A 23,790-nucleotide genomic window follows, 5' to 3' on the forward strand; every position below is an offset into this window, starting at 1 on the left:
AAATCTAAAGGACTCTAGGCTGGTTTTACGGTTTATGGCACGGTCAATTTTGGTGTCTTTGAACTGTATGGCTTTGTCATTAATCGTAGCCTTAAAGTTAATGGTGTCGGCTTGTTGCTCTAGCCAGATGCCTGTGAGTTCTTGACCATTTTGGTCTATACTCACCTCAATTGGGGTTTGAGTCAATACGTTTTGCCCGCTCCAGTCGTAGCGTAGCAAAGTACCAGTATAATTGCCACTAATGTCTCCTTTGGTGATTTTTTGTTTAACGATTTGGATTTTTTTGGGTGTTTCAATTGGGGCATTTTCTACTTCTTGGTCTAGGGGTTTGGATACCGTCAATACCTGATTAGGCGTAGCGTTTTCAACTATTGGGTCGGCAAGGTCTTCTTGGGCACGTTTTAGGCCTTGTTTGGCTGCTTTTTCAAAATAGGTTTTGGCTTTGGCCGCGTCCATAGATACCCCATAACCGTTTTGATAACAATAGCCTAGCATATAGGTTCCCATGGAGTGGTTTTTGGCGTCGGCTTGTTCAAATAAAGCTATGGCTTTGCTGTAATCTTGTGGTACGCCAAAACCTTTGTAATGCAAATACCCTTGGGCATACAAGCATCCTGCGCTGCCATTTTTTGCTCCCTGGACAAAAATGTTCATCGCTTGGGTGTAATCTTGCTCGGTACCCTTTCCGTCTTTGTACATTTCCCCTAAGCGTTGCCAGGCGCTTATGTAGCCTGCTTTGGCTGCTTTTTCATAATAGGTCAGTGTTTTGGTCAGGTCTTTGGGTACGCCTATGCCTTCTTTGTAATACAAGGCTAGGTTGTAATAAGCACTGGCATAGCCGTTTTGTCCTGCTTTTTCAAACCATTCTACGGCTAAGGATTCGTTTACAGGAACTCCTATACCTTTGCTGTACATGATTCCTAATGCATTCATGGCTTCAGCATTACCCTCGGCTGCTTTTTGGGTAAAGGTGGCTAGTGCTGCTGTGGGGTTGTACCGGCTGCTGCCTTCTAGGAGCTGGATTTTGGCCATTCGCATTTCGTCTATTGGTTTTTCTTGCGAAAAACTGTGCATACTGCCCAGAAGCAGTAGTAGGGCTAGCCCTGTTTTGATTTTTTTTTTCATATATGAAAGGGTTTAAAAATGGTTAAATGTTTAATGGTTTAAATTGTTTAAGGCTTCGACAAGCTCAGCCTGACAGGGGTTAATTGGTTAGGGGTTAAAAGTTTAATGGTTTAAGGGTTTAAATTGTTTAAGGCTTCGACAAGCTCAGCCTGACAGGGGTTAATTGTTTAGGGTTTAAATTGTTTATGGTTTAAAAGTTTAAGGGTTTAAAAGTTTAAGGGTTTAAATTGTTTAAGGCTTCGACAAGCTCAGTCTGACAGGGGTTAATTGGTTGTGGGTTAATTGTTTAATTGTTTAATTGTTTAATTGTTTAATTGTTTTCAGGTTTCAAGCCTAGTGATTAAGTTCCCCCTTCGGGGGTTAGGGGGCTACCATTTCAAAGCGTTTTTAGTGCTTTTGGTGTTGTTTTCAGCTGCTTTGAGTTCGTCTAGTTTTTTGAGGGGTTCGGGTTTTTTGGATTCTATATCGCGCCTTGCAAAGAGGTTGGATTGGTTGTTGTTCATTTTTACTATTTCATTGGCCACTAGTGATTTGAGTTTGTATATTCTAAAATCTTTGATGGTTTGGTTTTTGTCCAGACCAGCAGTCCAGTTTTGTTGTTCGATGGTTTTCCAGCTCTCTAGGGCATAGCTGTTGGCTTGGGCTTCGTATTTTTTTGCCAGTACCATCTGCATTTGTTTAGGTGTGAGTATTTGGGTAATGTTTTTATTTACAAAAGGGAATAGTCCTATCGGGGCATTTGTTTTTTGTTCGTTTTTCATTTGCTCTACTGCTTTGCATTTCACTAGTAGCGAATCTACTTGAGGCGCTGTAAGTTCCAGTTGTTTTTCATTTCTGATTGCTATGGCAAAAAGGTTGTTTTTATACTCATTATTTGCTACTATATTTTTATGCATCAAAAACAAGGGTTGTCTATCGGTAATGAATTTTTGTTTTACCTCCGTAATTACTCTTGACGGTATCTTTTCGGCGGCTTCATCAAGGAATACATTGCGTGCTGTATTGTAATTTAGTAATTCATTATAGGCTTTTTTGGGGTCTTTGTTTTTGATGAGTTGCAGTTGGTTGATTTCTTGCCACTCTAGGTTGGTTTGGGTTTTAGACTCCTCGATATAGACATAGTAGGTAAGCATGCCGTGTTGTTTTTTGTCCAGAATAGAGTCTAGTTTTTGGCGGTAATAGGGGATTCGTTTTTCGGGTTTTTTACCATTTGGATTTTCGAGTTTTGTTAATTCTTTTCGGATTGCTGTATATTGTTCTTTGTTTAGTTTTAATTGAGTCGCTTTGACTAAAGCAAGTAACAAACGATTGCTCTTGTCTTCATGATATAAAAAAATATTAAATTGATTTTCTTCCAAAACATCTTCTGCCGTGCTTTTGTTAAGAGAGCATAAGTGTTTTAACTTTTCGTGTGTTAGTATTTTTTTATTAGCATTGGCGATACTGTCATTTCTCAGCAGTCGTTCTGCTAATTGTATTTGTTGCGACTCTGTGAGTGGGATAGTGTTATGTAGTTCATATACATTATGTAGTATATGTGCAGGGAAACGATCTACTACTTTAGTACTTAGCTGGGCAAAGCCAAGTTGAATCGTGCAAAGATAAAGGGTGAAGAGGATTTTTTTCATATTTTTAGTTTAATTGTTTAATTGTTTGGGGCTTCGACAAGCTCAGCCTGACAGGAGGTAACTGGTTAGGGCTTCGACAAGCTCAGCCTGACAGTGTTTTTATTTGTTTCAAGTTTCAAGTTTTCACCGCAAAGGCGCAATGGCGCTAAGGAGGGGGTAATTTTAGGTTTCAAGTTCCCCCTTCGGGGGTTAGGGGGGCTTAATACCAAGTTCGTTCTCCTTTATCATCTATCACAAAGGGGCGTTCCAGTCCTTTGGAATCACTAGCTACTAGGAGTAGGAGAGCATTTTTAGGCACTTTTTGATATACAAAAGCGGTTGTTTCGGGAGTCGCTTTTTGAGCACTTACTAGCTTCCATTGGTTGTCCCAATAGTAAAGTTTGTAGGTTATATTGGGTTTTATTAACAAATAGCTAGCAAAGGAGGTAATGGTTACATCCTGTAATTGACTGTAATCGGGTGTTAATACTCTATTTTCGTTTTCGCCAATAAGGACAGGAGCTGCCGCTGGAATCATTTTGCCCTCTATATAATATTGGGGCAGGATGATTGTTTTTTTGCATACGTTTGTAAACTCGACTTGATTATTGTTTATCTCTCCCCACCAACAAGGTTTCCATTTTAGCCCATTAAAAACGGCTGTATAGGCAATTTTTTGTGGAATAATTGGCTGGCGCAACTTACAGTTTACATTAGTTGTTGACCAATAATCTGCGGTAACATCAATGTAATTGTGCTGTCTCAAGAAACTGTCAGGAATAGATTCGCTACTTACTTTAGCTGCCAAAGTATTGGGTTGTTTAGAATAAGTAATGCGCAATACCTTGGCAGGTTCTCTTTTTAAAGGACCAACCGCATTTTTTTCGCCATAATCAAAAGGAAAGGCTTGTTGCGCATCCATAAAAGAATTGGTAAAATGGCCACCTGTCGCGGTTGCCCAATAGGGTATACTGTTTACTGTAGCCGGAATCCCTAAGGAACGCATAGTAAAAACGCCCAAGTCTGCCAGATCCTCGCAAGGGCCTTGTTTGCGCATCAAGAGTTGCATACTGCCTAGCCTAGGCAAAGGCTCTTTGCGTCCGCCACTGCCCCAAGTGTTTTTGAACCATAGGTTGGCTTCGTCTTTTACATAAGGCAAGGTTTGGGCAAAACCTATTTCTTTGATTTTATCGTTAATCCAATTGAATTTTTCGCTATAAGTGGTGCGCCATTCTTGTAGCGGTTCTACGCTTATTCTATAAGGTAAAATATATTCGCAAAAGTTTTCAAAAGAAACATCTTTCACTACAGCATTTTGCCATGCTCCAAAGGCTTGTTCTATATTCTGAATTAAATAATCGCCTTTGATGGTTTCAAGGTCGGTATATACAACAGGTTTGGGTTGTATCCCTTGGTTTTGTTCTTTGATAGCCTCAAAGGCTTTGGCTGCTTGGTCAAAATCAGGGTAATCTAACTCGTTGAAAGCTATTTTTGTTCCCTCTTTGTTTTCCCAATAATAATCGGAAGAGCTGTGAATGTCCATATTGGCAATCAAAAAGTAAATGGCTTTCAACTTCAAAGGGTCGTTGGATTTTTGACAATGAGCAATGGCTTTCTCTAGTTCGGCACGATTACTCTTGGCTTTGGTCAAGTTTTCCAGTACTGCCGCTGGGTGTTGTGCCTGCATGTTTATGGTAGCAAAAACTGCTACAACCAGCGCTTTAGAAGCGTTAAAAAAAGTAGTGTGGTGTTGCATATTTCTATTATTTGGATTCTTTATTTAAAAACGAGTAGGGATTTGAATTTTTAAGGAAGCGCTTTTTACGTTTTACTATTTTCTTCATTTCAGGGTCGCTAAAATGGAATACTACTTTGCGGGCTATTTTTTTGTAATACTCTACCTTTGCTGAGGGTATTTTGGGTTTTAAATCAATGATTCCCTGAGCGGTTTGTAGGATGTTAGTAGTGTCTTTTTGCTTGATGTACAGTTTCATTAAATCAAAACGAAACTTGAATTTGGAGGGCTTGAGTAAAACAAGCTTTTGGTATTCTATAATAGCCTCTTGGTTTTGATTCAAATTGCGGTAACAAGCCGCAGCACCCAGATGATAATTAAGTTCAGTGCTTATAGCACTTGCTTTTTTAAAACAGTCTAAAGCATGAGTGTAGTTTTTAGTTTTTAAATACGTTAAGCCTAGATTGTCCCAGTAGTTATTATCATATTGAAGTACTGGCTCCAATGGTTTTAATATATTGAGCGCTTGTATATACTGTCCTTGTTTGTTTAGGTCAAATGCTATTTTGTTTTTTCGGTCGGCAATCGCCATGTTGGCAAAAAAATAGATGAGGCAACTACCACTAATAAATAAAAGAGAGGCAATACCTATTTGCTGTTTTTTGGTTGGGGTAAATTGCAGTATTTTTTTACCCCATTGTAATGGTTCCTGGCTATTGTTTAAGAATGCGGCATAGAGCAAGAGCAATGCCATAACTGGGCTCACAACAAGGGTAGTGTTGACCATTGACATGGCAATGAACCCCAAAACCGCTGCATAGCTTAGATAATACAAGTTGTTTTTAGAAAGGTCTAATACCGAAATACCTTTAGATTGAATTTGCTTTTTGAAAGGAATTAATAAGGAAGTAAAGAAAAACAGCATCAAGGCAAGACCAATCAGTCCGCCTTCTACAAGTTGTTGTACAATCTCGTTGTGTGGCATATTGATTCGGGCAACATTTTGCATTTCGGCTGGGGTAGCCTTGCCATCCTGTATGTATTGGGATTGGTACCGATTGTATGCTAACGCAAAGTTGCCATAGCCATAACCTGTAACGGGTTTTTCTAATGCCAGTTGCGTAGCTACTTTCCAGATAAAACTACGTCCATCGGCAGAGTCTTTTTTGGTATAATACAATTTTGACCCTACCGTAAACAAAAAGATTACTCCTAAGACTAAGACTGTCCGGAGCGTTAGTTTGTTCTTTGGATTTTTTGCCCAATTTAAAAAATTGTATTTCAAACTATAGTAGGCTACTATTATAATGCTAGTGCCTATGTAAGCCGCTCTACACTCCAGTAATACCAAGGCAATGAGGAGCAATACAAAGCCCAATTGTGCAATTTTCTTAACAGAGGTTTCAAATAAATACAAAAAAGCAGGAGTTGTAAGTGCTAGAAAAATAGCGGTTACATTGGGGTTAGTCCAAGTCCCTGTTACTGTAAACAAAGCATCTTTAGAGGGAATTAAGCCAAAACATTGCCCCAAACAGTAGCCTGACTCTAAAAAAGAAAGAATGGCAATTCCTTTTAAAAGCAGACTGTAATTGAAATTAGTATCCTTAAAAATCCAATCCGTTTTGTAAAAAAACAATCCCAATACCAAAAAGTAAAAATAGTAATGGGGATCAGCAAAGGAAAAAACACTTTGTGTTGTTATATACAAAGTCCATAATGCAAAGGCAAGAAACGGCTTTGTAAAACGAAATGGTTTATTGTGGGCTAAATCGTACTGAATGGGGGTAATTGTAAAAAGTAATGCACTAAAACAAAATCCGTAAAATGCAAAGCTGGTCTGGCTGTAAAAGAAGTCGATGTTAATCCAGCCTATGGCTATGACAGTAAGTAAAATTAATACAGTAATAAAGTTGTATAAATTGGCAGTCATTTTTTTTAGTTAATTTCTTACCAAAAATATCCAAAGATTAATCACTCTTTGTCCTGCCTTGTAGGGTATATATTATTTTTTTATTAAAACATAATTCGTCAAGTATTTTTTAGTTTCCTTAAAAAAAAAATGATTATCAATAAGTTGAAATGCGAGTTTAACAGATTTGATTAAGTAGTTAGTGTATTTTATACTTATAACAGACTGAGCTTGTCGAAGTCTTGTTTAATATTGCTGATAACGCGTTGAGTGTAATTATTAAAGACGTCAGTTCGAGTGTTTTTTGTGGAGAGAAACGGAACAAAACTTCTCGATACGCTCCACACTCGAAGTGACGTGTATCGAGAACCGTTTTTGCTGCTATTTTTCTTGTTCTCGATACAAATTTTCAGAAAAAGCTATTCGCATTTTCTGAAAATTTACTCGAACTGACGAAGAAACATCATCAAAAATTAATTACACCCAACGGGGTACTGATAATTAAGCTGGAGGTGTTTAGATAATGCACTGCAAGTATGGATAAGCCACAATGTGTCAAGAAGTTTCGTTTGACAAGTGTTCTCGATACTTCAAACTAATTGTTCTGTCACAAATTAGTTTTCAACTGACGATAAATTATCACCAAAAACTAATTTCATCAAATGGGTTTATCATATAGATTGAATGTTTATATACTAAACTTTTATTCTGTTCTTTAAATGATTAAGAGTTCTATATTTCGTTATGTGTACAAAAAATTAAACCCAACGGATTGCGTTTCATTTTTAAGGCTGACAAAACAGGACAGCGTTTTCTATAAGAATCCTTATTTTTAGAAAATATTTTTACAAAAAATAAAACTCTTGTGATTAATAACTCTTGCCTTAGATTAGTAGCTGTATTGTCCTTATTTGGGAGTATGTCCCATGCGCAAACAACTAGATTAAACGAACCTGTTAAAAATCAAACAATTGTTTTTGAAGAAAAAAACGGACTTGTTGCTGTAGAAGCAGAAGCTTTTTACAAACAATCCAATACGGATGTGAGGCAATGGTATCGCACTTCAATAACAGAAACCCCTAAGGTAGGCCGTGATGATGATGACATACATATTGAAAATGCAAGCCATAAGGCTTATATTGAAATCTTGCCTGATGAAAGAGTCACTCACAATGATCCACTAGAACGTGATAAAAATTTTACGGACCAAGCCGGAAAAATGGCTGTGGTGCATTACAGAGTAAAAATAAATACTCCTGGTCGCTATTATGTATGGGCTAGAGCCTTCTCCACGGGTAGTGAAGACAACGGCGTGCATGTGGGAATCAACGGGCAATGGCCAGAACATGGCAAAAGAATGCAATGGTGTGATGGAAAAGGAAAATGGACTTGGGAAAGCAAGCAACGGACTAAAGAAGTGCATTGCGGTCTTCCTCACGAAATTTATTTAGATATTGACCAAGCAGGAATTCATGACGTGCAATTCAGTATGCGTGAAGATGGTTTTGAAATGGACAAATTTATCCTGACCAATGATGTCAATTATGTACCTACAGAGCAAGAATAGGGGTCGAACGTTTAAAAGAAAAATAATTTTTGTTACCAATAAAAAAGTATTTCAAATGAATAAAAGAGTATTACTAGTATTCGCTCTGCTAATGAGTTCGACTTTAGTGTCGGCACAATCTATAAAAGCGCCAAAGGGACGTATCGCTATTGTAGCCGATGGGAACTCACCAGACCCAGACGACCTTGGAGGAACAGCCATCACCTTGGCTTTATTGAAAGCGACAGCTTTGACAGATCGATTGGTGCATTACTCACACAGTTGTGATTTGGTACGAGTAGATCGAATTTCGGAAGCGGCAGAAAAGGAAAGGCACGCCATGATGCAAACGGCTTGTGACGGTACAGCCAGACGCTGGGGCGGTTTTGAGCATATCACTTTTTGGGATGCCAAATGGCAATTGGATCAAACAATCAAGGATTTAAGTAAAGCCATCAATGCTTCTACTGCTGATGATCCGTTGTGGATAATTGAAGCCGGGGAACCTGATATCATCGGTTTTGCATTGGATGCTACGCCAAAAGAAAAACACAAATTTGTAAAGGTAATTACCCATCATCCTGCGAACGATGATGCTGGGGATTTCTATAAATGGAAGCAAATTCTGGATTTTGGAGTAGAAGAAGTGCGTATTCCAGACCAAAATACCTATCTAAAAGTAAAAGAATCACAATGGGACTGGGCTAAGAATCACCCTGATGACCGCATGCAATTTATATGGTTAATGGGAAAATTGGCCGAGATTGATAATGTGGTTAAATTCCAAAAAGGCTATTGGGATTGTTCAGATGCGGGGATGGTATTGTATTGGATTACAGGAGCAACCAATGGCGGTTTGAAAGAAGGAAAAGTAGAAGATGTGAAGGCATTATTGCTTAATTATTTAGATAAAAAAGAAAAATAATAATTAGATGAAAGGGTTTTATAGTGCCAGTCTTTTTTTTATGTTATTTCTTGTTGTTTTTGACGGTTTTGCGCAACCATCAAAATCAAAAACTGAGAAGCAACCTAACCTTGTTTTTATTTTTGCTGACCAATATAGGAGACCTTCTTTGGGATTTTTGAACGAAGACCCTGTTGTTACGCCTAACATTGACCAACTTGCAAAAGAGGGGGTGTTTTTCAGCAAAGCCGTTGCTAACCATCCGCTTTGTAGTCCTTATCGAGGGATGTTGATGACAGGAAAATACCCGCTCTCTAATGGCGTAATTGCAAATTGCCAATCGTCACGAACAGAATTTGGGAATTACTTAAAAAAGGAAGAAATCACTTTTTCGGATGTCTTGGTTAATAATGGGTATAGTGCAGCTTATGTAGGCAAATGGCATCTAGACGGTCCTAAGCCTACCAAACCGGGAGAAAAAATGATTTGGGATGCTTGGTGTCCTCCTGAAAATCGTCATGGTTTTACATTTTGGCATGCTTACGGGACCCACAATAGTCATAATACACCCTATTATTGGACTACAAATGCCAAAGAAAACGAAATAACAACCATCAAAGAATGGTCACCCATACACGAGGCTGATGTAATTATTGATTATTTAAAAAATCAAAATAATCAAAGAGCTAATAGCAAACCTTTTGCTTTGTTTTGGTCCATCAATCCTCCACATACCCCTTTTACTCAAGTTCCTGATAAATATAAAAAACAGTATGAGGGAAGGGATTATAAGGAGTTGCTAAACCGTCCTAATGTACAGTTTACAAACAATAAAGAACTGAAAAGGGGAGATAGAGGCGTGGATGCTAGATTGTATCAAGCACCCGATTATTTCGCTTCTGTAAATGGAGTTGATGAACAAATAGGTAGAGTGGTGCAACAGTTAAAAGATATGGGAATCTATGACAATACCATTATCGTTTTCTCAGCTGATCACGGAGAAATGTTAGGAAGTCAAGGACTGATGCATAAGAACGTCTGGTTTAGAGAGTCGTATGAAATTCCGTTTATTGTTCATTATCCTAAAAAAGTAAAACCAAAAACCGAAGACTTGTTAATCAGCGTGCCTGATTATATGCCTACATTGTTAGGATTGATGGGATTAAGCCATCAAATACCAAAAACAATTGAAGGAAAAGATTTTTCGAATGTCTTTTATAATAAGTCGGTAATCCGCCCCGATAAACAACTCTACTTTGGTTCTGAACCTGAAAATCCTAGTTCGGGCACTAGAGGATTTCGAAATGCTGACTATACTTTTGCAGTTGTTAAAGATGAAAAAGGAAGCAAATTCTATTATTTATACAACGATAAAAAAGACCCGTACCAAATGACCAATTTATGGGGAATCGATAAAGATTTAGATAAGAAAATGGAAAGGGAGTTGGAAGTATTTCTTCGTCAAATGAAAGACCCTTGGTAATAGTTATCGTCTCAATAAGTTTTAATAAAATGATAAGTAAACAAGATAGTTGTCTTGATAAATAATGTGATGTATGATTCATAATATAAAAAAAAGAGCTTTGGTTGTCATGACCTATCTAGGTTGTACTTTGGGAATGATGGCTCAAGAAAAACCGAATGTTGTGGTTTTTTTAGTTGATGATTTGCGCACCGAATTAGGTTGTTATGGCAATCCAATAGTGAAAAGCCCTAATATTGATGCCTTGGCCAAAGAAGGGGTGTTGTTTCAAAAGGCCTATGCACAGCAAGCCCTATGTGCGCCTTCTCGAATGAGCTTGTTGTCAGGTTTACGTCCTGAAACTTTCGGGATTTATTCGTTGTTTACTTCGTTTCGTTCCGTTCATAAAGAGGTGGTGACTTTGCCTCAATTTTTTAAAGCCAATGGGTACCAGACAGTCAGTGTAGGGAAGGTGTACCATCACGGTTTTGATGATAAAGATAGTTGGAGTATGCTGTTTCCGAAAGAAAGCAATTCTTGGGTAAAACCCGAAAACCTGGCTTTAATTGAACGTCTGAAAAAATCTGGAAAAGGCAGTAATGGGCCGGCCTATGAATGTGAAGAGGTAGAAGATGAGGCTTATAAAGACGGTCGTGCGGTAAAAAATGCAATTGAAACACTTCAAAAGTTGAAAAACGATAAGTTTATGATGGTGGTAGGACTGACCAAACCTCATTTGCCTTTTAATGTGCCAAAAAAATATTGGGATTTATACAATAAAGAAGATTTTAAAGTCCCTTCAAAAGAAGAGCCAAAGGATATGTACAAATTAGCATTGACCAATTGGGGTGAATTGCGTGGTTATTATGGCATACCGCAGGAAGGCGTTTTGGATGATGAAATGACCAAAACATTGATACATGGCTACCATGCGAGCGTGAGTTACACCGATGCACAGGTAGGTAAGGTAATGAAGGCTTTGGAGCAACTAGACTTGCGCAAAAATACGATTGTCGTTTTTATGAGCGACCACGGCTGGAAACTAGGCGAATACGGTGCTTGGTGCAAACACAGTAACTTTGAATTGGATGTAAATGTACCTCTAATTATCAGTAGAGAAACGGGATATAAAAACAGAGTGACCAATGCCAAATCCAATGCTTTAGTTGAAAATTTGGATTTATTTCCTACACTTGCTGATGCCTGCGGATTAAAAGACACTCCTAAATTAGAAGGAAAAAGCCTTTTGCTATTGCTAAATTCCCCTAGCCTTAAGTGGAGTCAAGGTGCTTATAGCGTGTATCCAAGAGGTAAAAATGTCATGGGATTTACTTGTACCGATGGAACTTGGAGATACACGGAATGGTGGGACAACAAAGCACAAAAAACAATTGATAGTGAACTTTATACTTGTAAAGAAAATTATATGGTGCGTGTCGAGAACCTTGCTAAAAACGCCAAAAACGCTAAAGAGGTTAAGCGAATGAAATTGTTGTTAGAAAAACAATATCCATTACAGCTTCGATCTTCGTATCCTCAAAATGACAAAGGCAATAGTGGAAAAAATAGTAGTGAATAATTTTTATTAATATTCGGATGATAATGAATAAGTGCTTGTGTCAAAGATAAAAGTAAACTATTGAATTAGTTATCATTTTTTATTTATAAACTGAATTTGATTAAAGAAAAGAAAACTATAGATATTAGTTTTTCTTTGATTTTACCCTACAATACAGGATAGGAATACTGTAAAAAAGGGCTAGGTTTGTAATGAATTTGTAAAAATTCTTTTGGTTAGAATGGTATATTAATATCTTAAATTGGTTGTTTTTAGATATTAAATATCCTTTAGTTTGGTAGTTTTAAATCATCTTGTCTTATGTCATTTTAAGACAGGATGATTTTTTTTATTTTGTTAAAATTAGTATTCTTATGAGTAAGATTTCATAGCATTCTTCAACTGCTCTCACAAGGAATATAATAATAACCTATGCACAAATATTTAATAATTTTTTTTGGAGATGTACTTTTAGTTTTAAAAATCTTATTTTACATATATATATTTAAATATATCATCAGAGGGTTATTATTCTATTGAAATTATTTGAATTTATAGTGGGCAAGAGCCTGGATCCTTATAAGAATTAAAATATTCTGTGAAAGATAATGATAAAGTAATAGCTTGAAATGCATTTAAAAGGTAAATTTTTAATTTCATGTTTTTAGTTTAATAATTGATGTTAAAGATAATTTTTTGTAAGGTTATATCTGTGCTGTATTGTTCTGTAAAATAAAAAATGTTTGTTTTTTGGGCTGAAACCATACAAAGCAGGATAGAACAGCTTATTCGAAGTTTTAAATATGAAACAATCTATTTTTTTAATAAGTCGTTTGTTTATTAGGAAATTATTAAAATAGTTTTATTTGGTATTTTTAGTTTTCAAAATCATTCCGTCTTTTTTTGTTATAGAGAGATGGGGTGATTTTTTAGTTATTAATGATGAATCTCTTCATCGTGAAAAATGTTACAATTATGGATATAAAGAATATAATTAAAGTCAGTCTGGTAGTACCTGTCATGGTTGTGTCAACTGTGAAATTACAGGCACAGGATGAAAAAAACAATCAAATGGGTAAAAACCATGTCGTTCAAAATAGTACTAAAAACGCAGTTTTAGATTTTAACGAACTCATAGAAGCTAAAAAGAAAACTACGAGTAATTCCTATAAGCCTCTTTATCAAAAAATAATAAAAGAAGCTGATGCCGCCTTGCTGAATGGAACCTATTCAGTCATGCAAAAAACACAAATGCCTGCCAGCGGCGATAAGCACGATTATTATTCGATTGGCCCATATTGGTGGCCTGATCCTGCAAAATCTGACGGTTTGCCATGGATACGAAAAGATGGAAAAGTCAACCCCTTAACAAGAGAAGGAAGTACTGATTTTGAAACCAAGCAAAAAATGTTCAACAGTACGGAATCTTTGGCTTTAGCCTATTTCTTTTCGAATAAAAAGCAGTATGCAGATAAAGTACTAGAATTAATTCAGGTGTGGTTTGTTAATGAAGATACCAAGATGAATCCTAACCTCAATTTTGCCCAAGGCGTACCGGGCGAAAATGCTGGGAGAGGAATTGGTATTATTGAATTTGCAGATGTTACTAAGGTGCTAATAGCAATTGAAATTTTAGAGTTAAACCAACAAATGGATGCGAATACCAGCCAAGCCTTGCGAAAATGGTTTACAGATTATGCGTATTGGTTGCAAACCAGTGAAAATGGCGTTTTTGAAAAAAACACTAAAAATAATCATGGAACACATTATGATCAACAACTGATTTCTATTTTGCTTTTTTTAAATCGGACAGATGAAGCCAAGCAACTTTTAGAATTGGTAAAAACAGAGCGCATTGCCAAACAAATTCAGCCAAATGGTGCTCAACCTCATGAATTAGCCAGAACCAAGGCTTTGTCTTATAGTACGATGAACTTAAGAGGATTTACAGAGCTAGCTGTTTTAGGGAAAAAACTGGGTGTGGATTTGTGGAATTATAAGGCGGAAAATGGAGCTGGAATAATCAATGCCTTTGAATTTTTGAAACCCTATGCCAAAGGAGAGAAAAAGTGGGATTATCAACAGATAGCTGACACTGACAAGGTTTTAAAAAGTCTTAAAGAGTTATTTGCTTTTGCGGGTAGCGAATTTAATAATGAAGACTATTGTCGTATCGGTTCGAATAAAAATGACAGCCCGAACTCCTTATTTTATCAATGTAATTAATAAAACTATATAACTATGCAGAGACTAGCCTTTAAAATGAAATTGAATCCAGGTCAGAAAGAGGCCTACACCAAGCGTCATAATGAACTATGGCCAGAACTTCATGCGCTTTTAAAAGAAAACGGAGTGAGCGAATATTCTATTTTTTTGGATGAAGAAACCCATACCTTGTTTGCTTTTCAAAAAGTTTCGGGAGCTGGTGGTTCACAAGATTTGGCTTCTAATGAAATTGTAAAAAAATGGTGGGACTTTATGGCTGATATTATGGAGACAAATCCTGATAATTCGCCAGTTTCAGTGTCTTTAGAAGAGGTGTTTTACATGCCTTAGATTTTTATTACAAACTGTAAATGTTTTTTAAGATTAACCTCCTTAAAATATAGTTTGTAATTATGATGTCTCTTATTAACTGCTAAATATATAATTAAAACAAAAAAAAATGAAAATTAAAACCACTACTTTATTCTTAGGACTTATACTTATAGCAGGTATAAGTTCTAATTCATCGGCTCAAAGTTATCCTTTTACTTTGCCTGCAACAGTATCAGGTGCTATTAATATTAAAACAGCTACAAAAGTCAAGCACAACAATTTGCAACTTGGATTGAATCTTGAGGGATTCAAAACAACAGAGGATAGAAATAATTTTAAGAAATTAAATCCCATAGTTGCTAGATATCCACATGGTATTTTTGCAAATTGGCATGATTGGGCAACAGACAAAACTAGAGTTTTTGGAACTACTTCTTTTACAGTTAAAACTCCAACAGGAACCAAAAATGTTACTATAAGCGAGCTTAGTACAATCCAAGCAAAGGAGGCTAGTGATCAGACTGTAGGACTAAATGAATTTGAAAGTTTATATGATGAACAAACGAATAAATTTAAAACGGTTTGGACGTTTAACATGAGTGCTGATGGTACTGATTTTACTAAAAGTACAGAAACTATAAAGCGTTATGATGATTTAGTAAGAAGAGGGCTACCTGTAGAATATGTAGAAATGGGTAATGAAAATTTTTATGCAGGTCAACGCAGTTCAATTATTCCAAATCAAGAGGAATATATTAAGAGGGCTAAAAAAATGAATGCTGATCTTAAAGCAAGAGCAAATGCTTTAAGAAAAGATTTTCCTAATATACCTGTTGTAAAAACAGCTGTACCAATGATGCGTAAGCCAAATGGAATAAATCCTGATTGGAATGAGGTTATGGCTGCCGATCAATCATTTTATGATGCAGTTATTGTCCATTCATATCAAGGTAGAGACCCTGATGCTGGGACGACTATAGATCCTGATGCTCCGGTTCAAGCAACAGGACTTGGAACAGCATTAGTAGCAAGAAAATCCCTAGCCGCTTCATTTAATGATCCCAAATATGTTCACGCGTCAAATATTACTCCAAATAAACCTATTTGGTTAACAGAATGGGGAGTGAGTTCAGATGGTCCCAATGCAGTTTCGGCTTTAGGTGCAGCTGATTGTTATATGTATTTAGCAGAGAATCCAACAAAAGTTGAAATAGCAACTTGGTTTACTGCTACACGTTCTTTAAATGGTTTTAATCCTGAAATGATTGATAGTAATGGAAAAAAATCTTTTGATCGTACTAAAAAAACATCCTATGGTTCTATGTTTGAAATTGTTAGGAACTTTTATGAAGGAAGTGAAATATATTCAACTTCAACTAAAACTTCGTCTACTGAGCTAGAACCTGGTGTTAAGGCTATTTCTTCAATAGCAGCCATAAAAGATGGTAAGATTAGAATTATGGTTTTAAACTTGACAAACAAAGATGATGTTGTATTTCAGATTAAGATTGATGGTGTTAATTATACAAAAAATTTCAGTCATAGCGCTTTTCATTTTGCAGGTGTAAAACAAATTGACGAGAAAACATTGCCAATTGATACTAATCCTTTAGAGTTGATACAGAATGGTAAGGGTTCTATAGTTAAATTACCAAAACTTTCAATAAATGTTATTGAGTTAAGTTCAACAACTGCAAAAGAAAATTTAGATGATAAAAGCATTGTTGATGCTGACGATGAAATTGCTTCAATAAAAGTGTATCCTAATCCAGTAAAAGATTTATTTACTATTTCTTTAAAAGGTATTAATAGTGCGGAAATTATTGTAACTGATTTATTAGGGAAAATTGTCTATCAAACCAAAACTAATGAACATAGTATTCAAATTGCAAAAGGGCAACAATTTGTTTCGGGTATTTATATGGTAAAAGTGATTGATGATAATGGAAACACCTATGAAGATAAATTAATTGTTCAATAGATAAAAAGTGGTAGTTAATTAGGGAAGAACAGTCAAAATAGATTAAATATTTTGACTGTTTTTTGTTTGTCCAAATTGTCCCCCAACAACACAGGATAGTTGAATTGATAAGTTTTAATAATTTTAGAAATATTTTCTAATTAACCAATCAACTATCTATAATTAAAATAAGGTCATTTGTGCAATTATCTGCTTTTGGAAGCTGTAAAAACGGAGCGTATTACCAAACAAATCAATCCAAACGTATCGCAACCACAAGAATTTGCCAGAACCAAAGCCTTATCTTATAGCACCATGAATTTAAAAGGATTTACAGAATTGGCCGTTTTAGGAAAAAAGCTGGGTGTTGATTTATGGAATTATAAGGCGGCTAATGGCGCTAGTATAATCAATGCCTTCGATTTTTTGAAACCCTACGCTAAGGGAGAAAAAAAATGGTATTATAAACAAATAGCTGATGAGGAAAAAGCTATAAAAAACTTGAAAGAACTATTTGCAATGGCGGGTAGTGAATTTGATAAGGAAGAGTATTGCCAAATAGGTAGTGATAAAAAAGTATCACTCCATTCTTTACTTCACGAATGTAATTAATTAACTTAAAAATAAAAAACCATGCAAAGACTTGCCTTTAAAATGAAATTGAATCCAGGTCAAAAAGAGGCCTACACTAAGCGTCATAATGAATTATGGCCGGAACTTCATGCGCTTTTAAAAGAAAATGGAGTGAGTGAATATTCTATTTTTTTAGATGAAGAAACCCATACGTTGTTTGCTTTTCAAAAAGTTTCTGGAGCAGGAGGTTCACAAGATTTAGCTTCTAATGAAATTGTAAAAAAATGGTGGGATTTTATGGCTGATATTATGGAGACAAATCCTGATAATTCGCCAGTTTCAGTGTCTTTAGAAGAGGTGTTTTACATGGAATAATAATGATAATGGATGAGGGAAAAGGAGGTTAGCTTGGTAAGTTAACCTCTTTTTTTTGGATATAATTCTTTTTTTAGATATAAAATAAGTGCTGACAGCTGTAAAAGGGTTTTTGGTGCATATGATGCTAAAATGCCCCTGCAATACAGGACAGGTTTTTTTACTTGATTCATTATTTTTACCACTATTGTTTGAATTTTTTTAAAATGAAAAGAAGATCTTTTGTTCAGTTGTCCGCATTAGGAAGTTTGGGATTGATGCTGCCTTTGTATTCCTGTAAATCAAGTATTTTTCCCTATGGCATTGCTAGTGCAGATACTTTTGAAACGAATACTCTTAAATTACTGACGACTTGGTGCGACGCAATGATTCGTGATCAAATCAATAATCCTAATGATAGTGTAACTCATGGCGCCTTGTATTGTCATGCCTGTGAGAAGATTCATGGGCGATGTCAAGAGTCTGTTTATCCATTTTTGTACATGGCTGATAAAACGGGGGATAAAAAATACCTAGATGCCGCTATCAAAGTGATGGATTGGTCAGTGAACGTTGATTTACCTGATGGGAGTTGGACCAATATGATTGACCCAAAATCTTGGTATGGAACTACTGTTTTTGGCGTAATTGCTTTAGGCGAAGCCTTACAATACCACGGACATCTTTTGTCAAAAGAGACCAAAACAAAATGGGAAAACCGATTGAAAATAGCAATCGATTTTGTCTATAAAACATTTGACGATCATTTTAGTCATATCAATTACCGCTTTACCGCTATTTATGCCCTATCGTTTATGGGGGATTATTTTAACGATGAAAAATACAAAACCAGAAGTAAAGAATTGGCCTTGCTGATTCCGAAATACCTAACAGAACCTAATAAATTATTATTTGGCGAAAATCATCCAGACGATAAAAAAAGTGCCAAAGGATTACTGCCTGTTGACATTGGTTATAATGTAGAAGAAAGTTTAAATGCAGTGGTGCAATATGCAGTACATACAAAAGATGAGGAGTTGTTAAAGTTATTGACTCAATCACTAAACGGTCACTTAGAGTTTATGTTGCCTGATGGCGCTTGGGACAACAGTTTTGGGACACGCCAAAACAAATGGACCTATTGGGGCAGTAGAACTACGGATGGTTGTCAACCTGCTTTTTCATTGCTGGCGGATAGAAATCCTGCTTTTGGAACCGCTGCGGTTATGAGTACCGAATTATTGCAACGTTGTACCGTCAACGGACTTTTAGCAGGTGGTTTGCATTATCAAACCCATGGGGTAAAACCCTGTATGCATCATACTTTTGCCCATGCAAAAAACCTAGCTTTTGTGATGGACAATGCCAAGAAACTAAAAAAGGTAAACAAAAAAACGCCTCTTCCAAGAAGTTCAAATGATGGAGTAAAGCATTTTCCGGAACTTGATGTTTGGTTAGCAGCTAGAGGACCTTGGCGAAGCACCGTTTCATCCTATGACCAAATTTTTAAAAAAGAAAAATCAGTAGCGGCTACTGGAGGTTCGTTAGCCGTTTTATGGCATGAAAAAGTAGGGCCATTATTTACCGCCAGTATGGTCGAATACTTGTTGGTAGAACCTTATAACCAACAAGAACAAGAAGGAGAAGATTTTTGCCTAACTCCTCGTATTGAGCGATTTGTCAACAGAATTTGGTACACAAACTTACAGGATTTAAAAGCCAAAGTAAACTTCAAAGACGAAAAAGGAATCATTGATTTTGCTATTGAAACCGCCCTGACCAACAATAAAAAAGAAACCCTAGCATCAGGCGGTGATTTCAAACTGAATTATCTTTTTGATAAAAATCAAACGACTATCAAAGCCCAAAGAACTACTTCCGAAGCAAATGGAGATACACTGGTATTGCCTGTTATTTCGCCTACAGGGGAGAAAGTAGTACAAGTTTCGGCTACTAAAATCGAAATTCATAAAAAAGAAGGAATTGTAGTTGTTGAATCGAATGTGCCACTTTCGATTAAAAAAATGGATAAAGAACGTATTTTTAATCAAGTACCAGGAATGGAAGTGGTACCGATATTGATTTCGTTTCCCAAAAATGTAAAAGAAGTTAGTTGTACCATCAGTGTAATTTGAATATGAGTTGTTTAATTTGAAAGTGAGATTGTTTTTGTGTAAAAAATCAATCATGCTTATTTGTTTTAATCGAAATAAAAAAAATATGAATATCCGTAACTTATTTATTATAATCAGTTTTTTAGTGCTAGTTTCTTTATCCTGTAAAGGACAACAAATATTAAAGCCTGAAGAACTTACCATTTCTGAAGGGTTTAAAATTCCTATTGGCTTTTATAATGCTAAGCCTACTTTTTCATGGAAATTAGCTATTTCAAAGGAAGTGAAAAGCCAATCAGCCTATCAAATTGTGGCGGCGACTTCTGTTGAGCAATTACAAACTAATCCTGATTTGTGGGATTCTCAAAAACAAAAAAGCAATCAATCTACTTGGGTATCTTATCAAGGAAAGGCATTGCAATCTCGTCAAAAAGTATACTGGCAAGTTCGTTATTGGAATCAAAATGATAAAGTTTCCAATTGGAGTGAAGTAAGTAACTTCGAATTAGGTTTACTTAACAATAGTGATTGGCAAGCTAAATGGATTGGTTTGCCTACTAATGATGAAAAAGTAAAAGGAAGCCAGGATAATATTATTCATAGACCACAGTATTTAAGAAAAGGCTTTGAGTTATCTGTTGATGTAATTTCGGCAAGATTGTACATTACAGCTAAAGGTGTATTTGATGTGGCTATAAACGGAAAGAACGTAAGTAACGATGTAATGCCTCCTGGATGGACACCTTATAAAAAACGAATTGAAACATTGACTTATGATGTTACTAATTTAATGCTATCAGGTAAAAACACTATAGGAGTAGAATTAGCATCAGGGTGGTATTCAGGAAGATTAGGCTGGATGAAATCGTTTTGGAATGACACCGAATCTCCAAAGATTTTATGCCAATTGGAATTAACCATGAAAGATGGTTCTAAAAAAGTGATTGTTTCAGATGAAAGTTGGAAAGGAACTACAAGCGGACCAATTAGAGTTTCTGAAATCTATGATGGCGAAATCTATGATGCTAATTATGAATTGCCAAATTGGACTACCAATACTTTTAATGATAAGAATTGGAAAAATGTACAGGCTTTTACTATTGAAAACAGTATCCAATTAGAACCTAAAAGACATCATACGGTAAAGCCTAAAATAGCTCTTGAAACAAAGGAGATTACTAAAAAAGATGGTGCTGTTATTTTTGATTTAAAGCAAAATATGGTAGGAGTTCCTCTTGTAAAAGTACCCGTTAAAAAAGGAGATACCTTGAGAGTTAGATTTGCCGAAATGCTTTCGCCAGATGGTTCTTTTTATACCGAGAATTATCGAACTGCAGTATCCACAGATTATTATATCGCTGCACGAAATGAAACGATCGAATGGCAACCTAAATTTACTTTTCATGGTTTTAGGTATGTAGAATTAAGCGGTTTTGATACCACAAAAGTGCCATCAAAAAATTGGGTAACAGGTATTGTGCAGTATTCTGATTTTGAACAAAACGGAACATTTATAACTTCAAATGAAAAATTAAATCAATTACAAAGTAATATTGTTTGGGGATTGCGAGGTAATTTCTTTGACGTTCCTACCGATTGTCCGCAACGCGACGAACGTTTGGGATGGACTGGTGATGCGCAGGTATTTGGACCAACATCCCTTTTTAATGCTGATGTATATCAGTTTTGGGCAAGTTGGCTGCAAAGCGTTCGTGAATCTCAATATAAAAACGGCGGTATTCCATTTGTGGTGCCTGATGTTCTAAATAATGGAAAAGTAAGTTCAGGATGGGGGGATGTTTCGGTTATAATTCCTTGGAAAGTTTACTTTAGAACAGGTGATAAAAGAATTTTAGAAGAGAATTTTGAAATGATGAAAGCCTGGGTAAAACATCATCAGGAAAGTTCAAAAAAATATATTTCGCACATGAATTCCTTTGCCGATTGGTTGCAACCCTATCCTGAAAATGGAGATAATAAAGGGGACACTTCACAAGATTTAATTGGCACTGCTTTTTTTGCTCATTCTGCTAAGTTAACGGCAAAAACAGCCGAGGTTTTAGGTAAATATGAAGAGCAAGCCATTTATGAAAAACTGTATAAAAAAGTAGCGGAGGCATTTGATAACCAGTTTTTTGATAAAAATGGAAAAGTAAAAGACGTTCCAGAAACCCAAACTTCTTATTTGTTGGCGTTAGCTTTTGATTTATTACCAAAAGAGAAAAGAGTAGAAGCCAAAGCTAATTTATTAAAAAAAATAGCAGCAGCAGATAATCATTTGCGTACCGGATTTTTAGGAACGCCATTACTGTCAGAAGTTTTGGATGAATTTGGAGAGGTGGATTTAATGTACAAATTGTTGTTTAATGAAACCTATCCATCATGGTTTTATTCTATAAATCAAGGAGCAACTACCATTTGGGAAAGATGGAATAGCTACAGCAAAAAGGAAGGATTCAATCCTCAAAAAATGAATAGTTTGAACCATTATGCTTATGGTGCCATAGGCGAATGGATGTATGAGCGTATTGGCGGAATTGCACCTTTGGAAGCAGGTTATAAAAAAATAATCATAGCACCAGAACCTAAAGCGCCACTTAAATCGGCTTCAGCTGCCTACAATACGCCTTATGGTAAAGTGGTCTCATCTTGGGAAATGGAGAAAAATACATTCAAATTAGAAACCACAATTCCACCTAATACAACTGCTGCAATCATAGTTCCTGGAGATACGAAGCAGGACTTACTTTTTGATGGGAAAAAAATTAAATCGAATTCAAATGTGAAATTGATAAGAAAGGAAAATCATTCATTTGAATTGTTAGTACAGCCGGGGAGGTATAGTTTACAATCAAAAATGAATTAGACAAACCAAATCTGCTTCCAGATCCCATAAAAACTGAAAATAATTAACATACCATTACTTAAAATATAGATAAAAATGAAAAGAATAATCTACATTGTATTGACTTGTGTAGCCATTCAGATGAATGCACAAGGAAAAGATAAAACTAAAAAGCCCAATATTGTTTTTATCCTCACCGACCAATGGAGAGGTTCTGCCACAGGCTACAATGGCGACCCTAATGTAAAAACGCCTAATTTAGATAAATTAGCTAAGGAAGCTGTCAATTTTACCAATGCAGTTTCAGTTACACCTGTATGTACACCGCATCGAGCAGCTTTGCTCACAGGGAAATTCCCCACCACAACAGGGATGTTCTTGAATGATATTTATTTACCATCAGAAGAATTATGTATGGCTGAAATTTTCAAAGCTGAAGGTTATAATACAGGATATTTAGGAAAGTGGCATTTGGATGGTCATGGTAGAGACAATAATGTAGCTCCAGACAGACGACAAGGATTTGATTACTGGAAAGGAATGGAGTGTGATCATAATTACAATAAGGAGCATTATTATGCCAATAATGACCCCGAAATAAAATATTGGGAGGGGTATTCACCATTTGCCATTACTAAGGATGCAAATCAGTATCTTAATGACCACGCTCGTGATGACAAACCATTTTTATTATTTATCTCGTTGGCAACGCCTCACTATCCACACGACAGTGCCCCTGAAAAGTATAAAAATATGTATCCTCAAAAGGATTTAGTATTAGCACCTAATATCCCTGAAGAAATGAAGATTAAGGTTCGTAAGGAGTTACAAGGGTATTACGGTCATTGTACCGCTACTGATGAGGCCATTGGAACGGTACTGGAGCAAATTAAAAAGCTTCATTTATCTGATAACACTATTATAGTATTTACGGCTGACCATGGTGAAATGATGGGTGGGCATGGCGTAAAACCATTTGTTAAACAATTAGCCTGGGATGAGTCTGTACGAGTACCTTTTTTAATCTCTTACCCGAACATCAAGAATAACAAAGGCAAAACAGTTCAAGCACCTATAACCACACCTGATATTTTACCTTCTTTATTAGGCTTAACCAAAATTGCCATTCCAAAAGGAATTGAAGGTGAAGATGTATCTTCATTAATTAAAAATCCAAATCCAAAAGCTGATAGAGCGGCTTTAATAATGAATGTTAGTCCTTTTGGTTCTAATTTTAATGATTCAGAGTACCGAGCTATTAGAACCAAACAATATACTTATATTAAAACGACAGATGGTGCTTCTAATCTTTTTGACAATGTAAAAGATCCCTATCAAATGACAAATTTGTTAGGAAAACAAGAGTATAAAAAGATTCAAATAGATTTAGATAAGCAACTCAACAATGAATTAAAAAGGATAGGTGACGATTTTAAACCAAGAGAATTCTATATGAAAAAATGGAATTATACACTTGACTCATCTAAGAGAGCCATTGATTTTTGGAGTTGGGATAAAGGCGAAGGCAAGGTGATTTCTCCCCAAAAACAAAATTAAATA

Annotated in this window: 16 protein-coding genes; 12 read left to right on the forward strand and 4 right to left on the reverse strand. The window is 35.9% G+C overall.

The window, feature by feature from the left end; translation table 11 throughout:
- The 4 genes from B6A10_RS05945 to B6A10_RS05960 all read right to left on the reverse strand — a co-directional run.
- Positions 1-1,074 (reverse strand): tetratricopeptide repeat protein (locus tag B6A10_RS05945; RefSeq protein ID WP_188220107.1); only part of this gene is annotated, 1,074 nt, incomplete at its 3' end.
- Positions 1,075-1,493: 419 nt separating this feature from the next.
- Entirely contained in the window at positions 1,494-2,753 is a 1,260-nt protein-coding gene (locus B6A10_RS05950; protein ID WP_188220108.1) for a hypothetical protein, read from the reverse strand.
- Positions 2,754-2,952: 199 nt separating this feature from the next.
- A complete protein-coding gene (locus tag B6A10_RS05955) occupies positions 2,953-4,488 on the reverse strand; it encodes a transglutaminase domain-containing protein (RefSeq protein WP_188220109.1) in 1,536 nt (511 codons plus the stop codon).
- 7 nt (positions 4,489-4,495) lie between these two features.
- Positions 4,496-6,397 (reverse strand): O-antigen ligase family protein, encoded by a 1,902-nt coding sequence (locus B6A10_RS05960; RefSeq protein ID WP_188220110.1) that lies wholly within the window; start codon positions 6,395-6,397, stop codon positions 4,496-4,498.
- 898 nt (positions 6,398-7,295) lie between these two features.
- On the opposite strand from B6A10_RS05960, the gene B6A10_RS05965 reads away from it, so the two are divergent.
- The 12 genes from B6A10_RS05965 (at position 7,296) to B6A10_RS06020 (ending at position 23,787) form a co-directional block, all read left to right on the forward strand.
- Positions 7,296-7,943 (forward strand): hypothetical protein, encoded by a 648-nt coding sequence (locus B6A10_RS05965; RefSeq protein ID WP_188220111.1) that lies wholly within the window; start codon positions 7,296-7,298, stop codon positions 7,941-7,943.
- A gap of 55 nt (positions 7,944-7,998) precedes the next feature.
- Entirely contained in the window at positions 7,999-8,847 is an 849-nt protein-coding gene (locus B6A10_RS05970) for a hypothetical protein (RefSeq protein WP_202986201.1), read from the forward strand.
- Between the two features lie 7 nt (positions 8,848-8,854).
- Entirely contained in the window at positions 8,855-10,309 is a 1,455-nt protein-coding gene (locus B6A10_RS05975; RefSeq protein ID WP_188220112.1) for a sulfatase family protein, read from the forward strand.
- 73 nt (positions 10,310-10,382) lie between these two features.
- Positions 10,383-11,867 (forward strand): sulfatase, encoded by a 1,485-nt coding sequence (locus B6A10_RS05980; RefSeq protein ID WP_188220113.1) that lies wholly within the window; start codon positions 10,383-10,385, stop codon positions 11,865-11,867.
- A gap of 954 nt (positions 11,868-12,821) precedes the next feature.
- Entirely contained in the window at positions 12,822-14,072 is a 1,251-nt protein-coding gene (locus B6A10_RS05985; RefSeq protein WP_188220114.1) for an alginate lyase family protein, read from the forward strand.
- A 15-nt stretch (positions 14,073-14,087) separates the two neighbouring features.
- Complete coding sequence (gene rhaM, locus B6A10_RS05990; protein WP_188220115.1) at positions 14,088-14,402, forward strand: L-rhamnose mutarotase; 315 nt, start codon at positions 14,088-14,090, stop codon at positions 14,400-14,402.
- Between the two features lie 109 nt (positions 14,403-14,511).
- Positions 14,512-16,365 carry a T9SS type A sorting domain-containing protein gene (locus tag B6A10_RS05995; RefSeq protein WP_188220116.1) on the forward strand — a complete coding sequence of 618 codons (1,854 nt, stop codon included), beginning with the start codon at positions 14,512-14,514 and terminating at the stop codon, positions 16,363-16,365.
- A 177-nt stretch (positions 16,366-16,542) separates the two neighbouring features.
- Positions 16,543-16,956 (forward strand): alginate lyase family protein, encoded by a 414-nt coding sequence (locus B6A10_RS06000; protein WP_238929368.1) that lies wholly within the window; start codon positions 16,543-16,545, stop codon positions 16,954-16,956.
- 21 nt (positions 16,957-16,977) lie between these two features.
- Entirely contained in the window at positions 16,978-17,292 is a 315-nt protein-coding gene (rhaM, locus tag B6A10_RS06005) for an L-rhamnose mutarotase (RefSeq protein ID WP_188220118.1), read from the forward strand.
- A 206-nt stretch (positions 17,293-17,498) separates the two neighbouring features.
- Positions 17,499-19,406, forward strand: coding sequence for a glycoside hydrolase family protein (locus B6A10_RS06010; RefSeq protein ID WP_188220119.1), 1,908 nt, complete (start codon positions 17,499-17,501; stop codon positions 19,404-19,406).
- Between the two features lie 85 nt (positions 19,407-19,491).
- A complete protein-coding gene (locus B6A10_RS06015; protein WP_188220120.1) occupies positions 19,492-22,251 on the forward strand; it encodes a family 78 glycoside hydrolase catalytic domain in 2,760 nt (919 codons plus the stop codon).
- 75 nt (positions 22,252-22,326) lie between these two features.
- Positions 22,327-23,787: a sulfatase family protein gene (locus B6A10_RS06020; protein ID WP_188220121.1), complete on the forward strand. Its 1,461-nt coding sequence runs from the start codon at positions 22,327-22,329 to the stop codon at positions 23,785-23,787.
- Positions 23,788-23,790 lie beyond the last annotated feature (3 nt).

Source organism: Flavobacterium pokkalii (assembly GCF_014596575.1).
In the GTDB taxonomy this organism is placed as follows: domain Bacteria; phylum Bacteroidota; class Bacteroidia; order Flavobacteriales; family Flavobacteriaceae; genus Flavobacterium; species Flavobacterium pokkalii.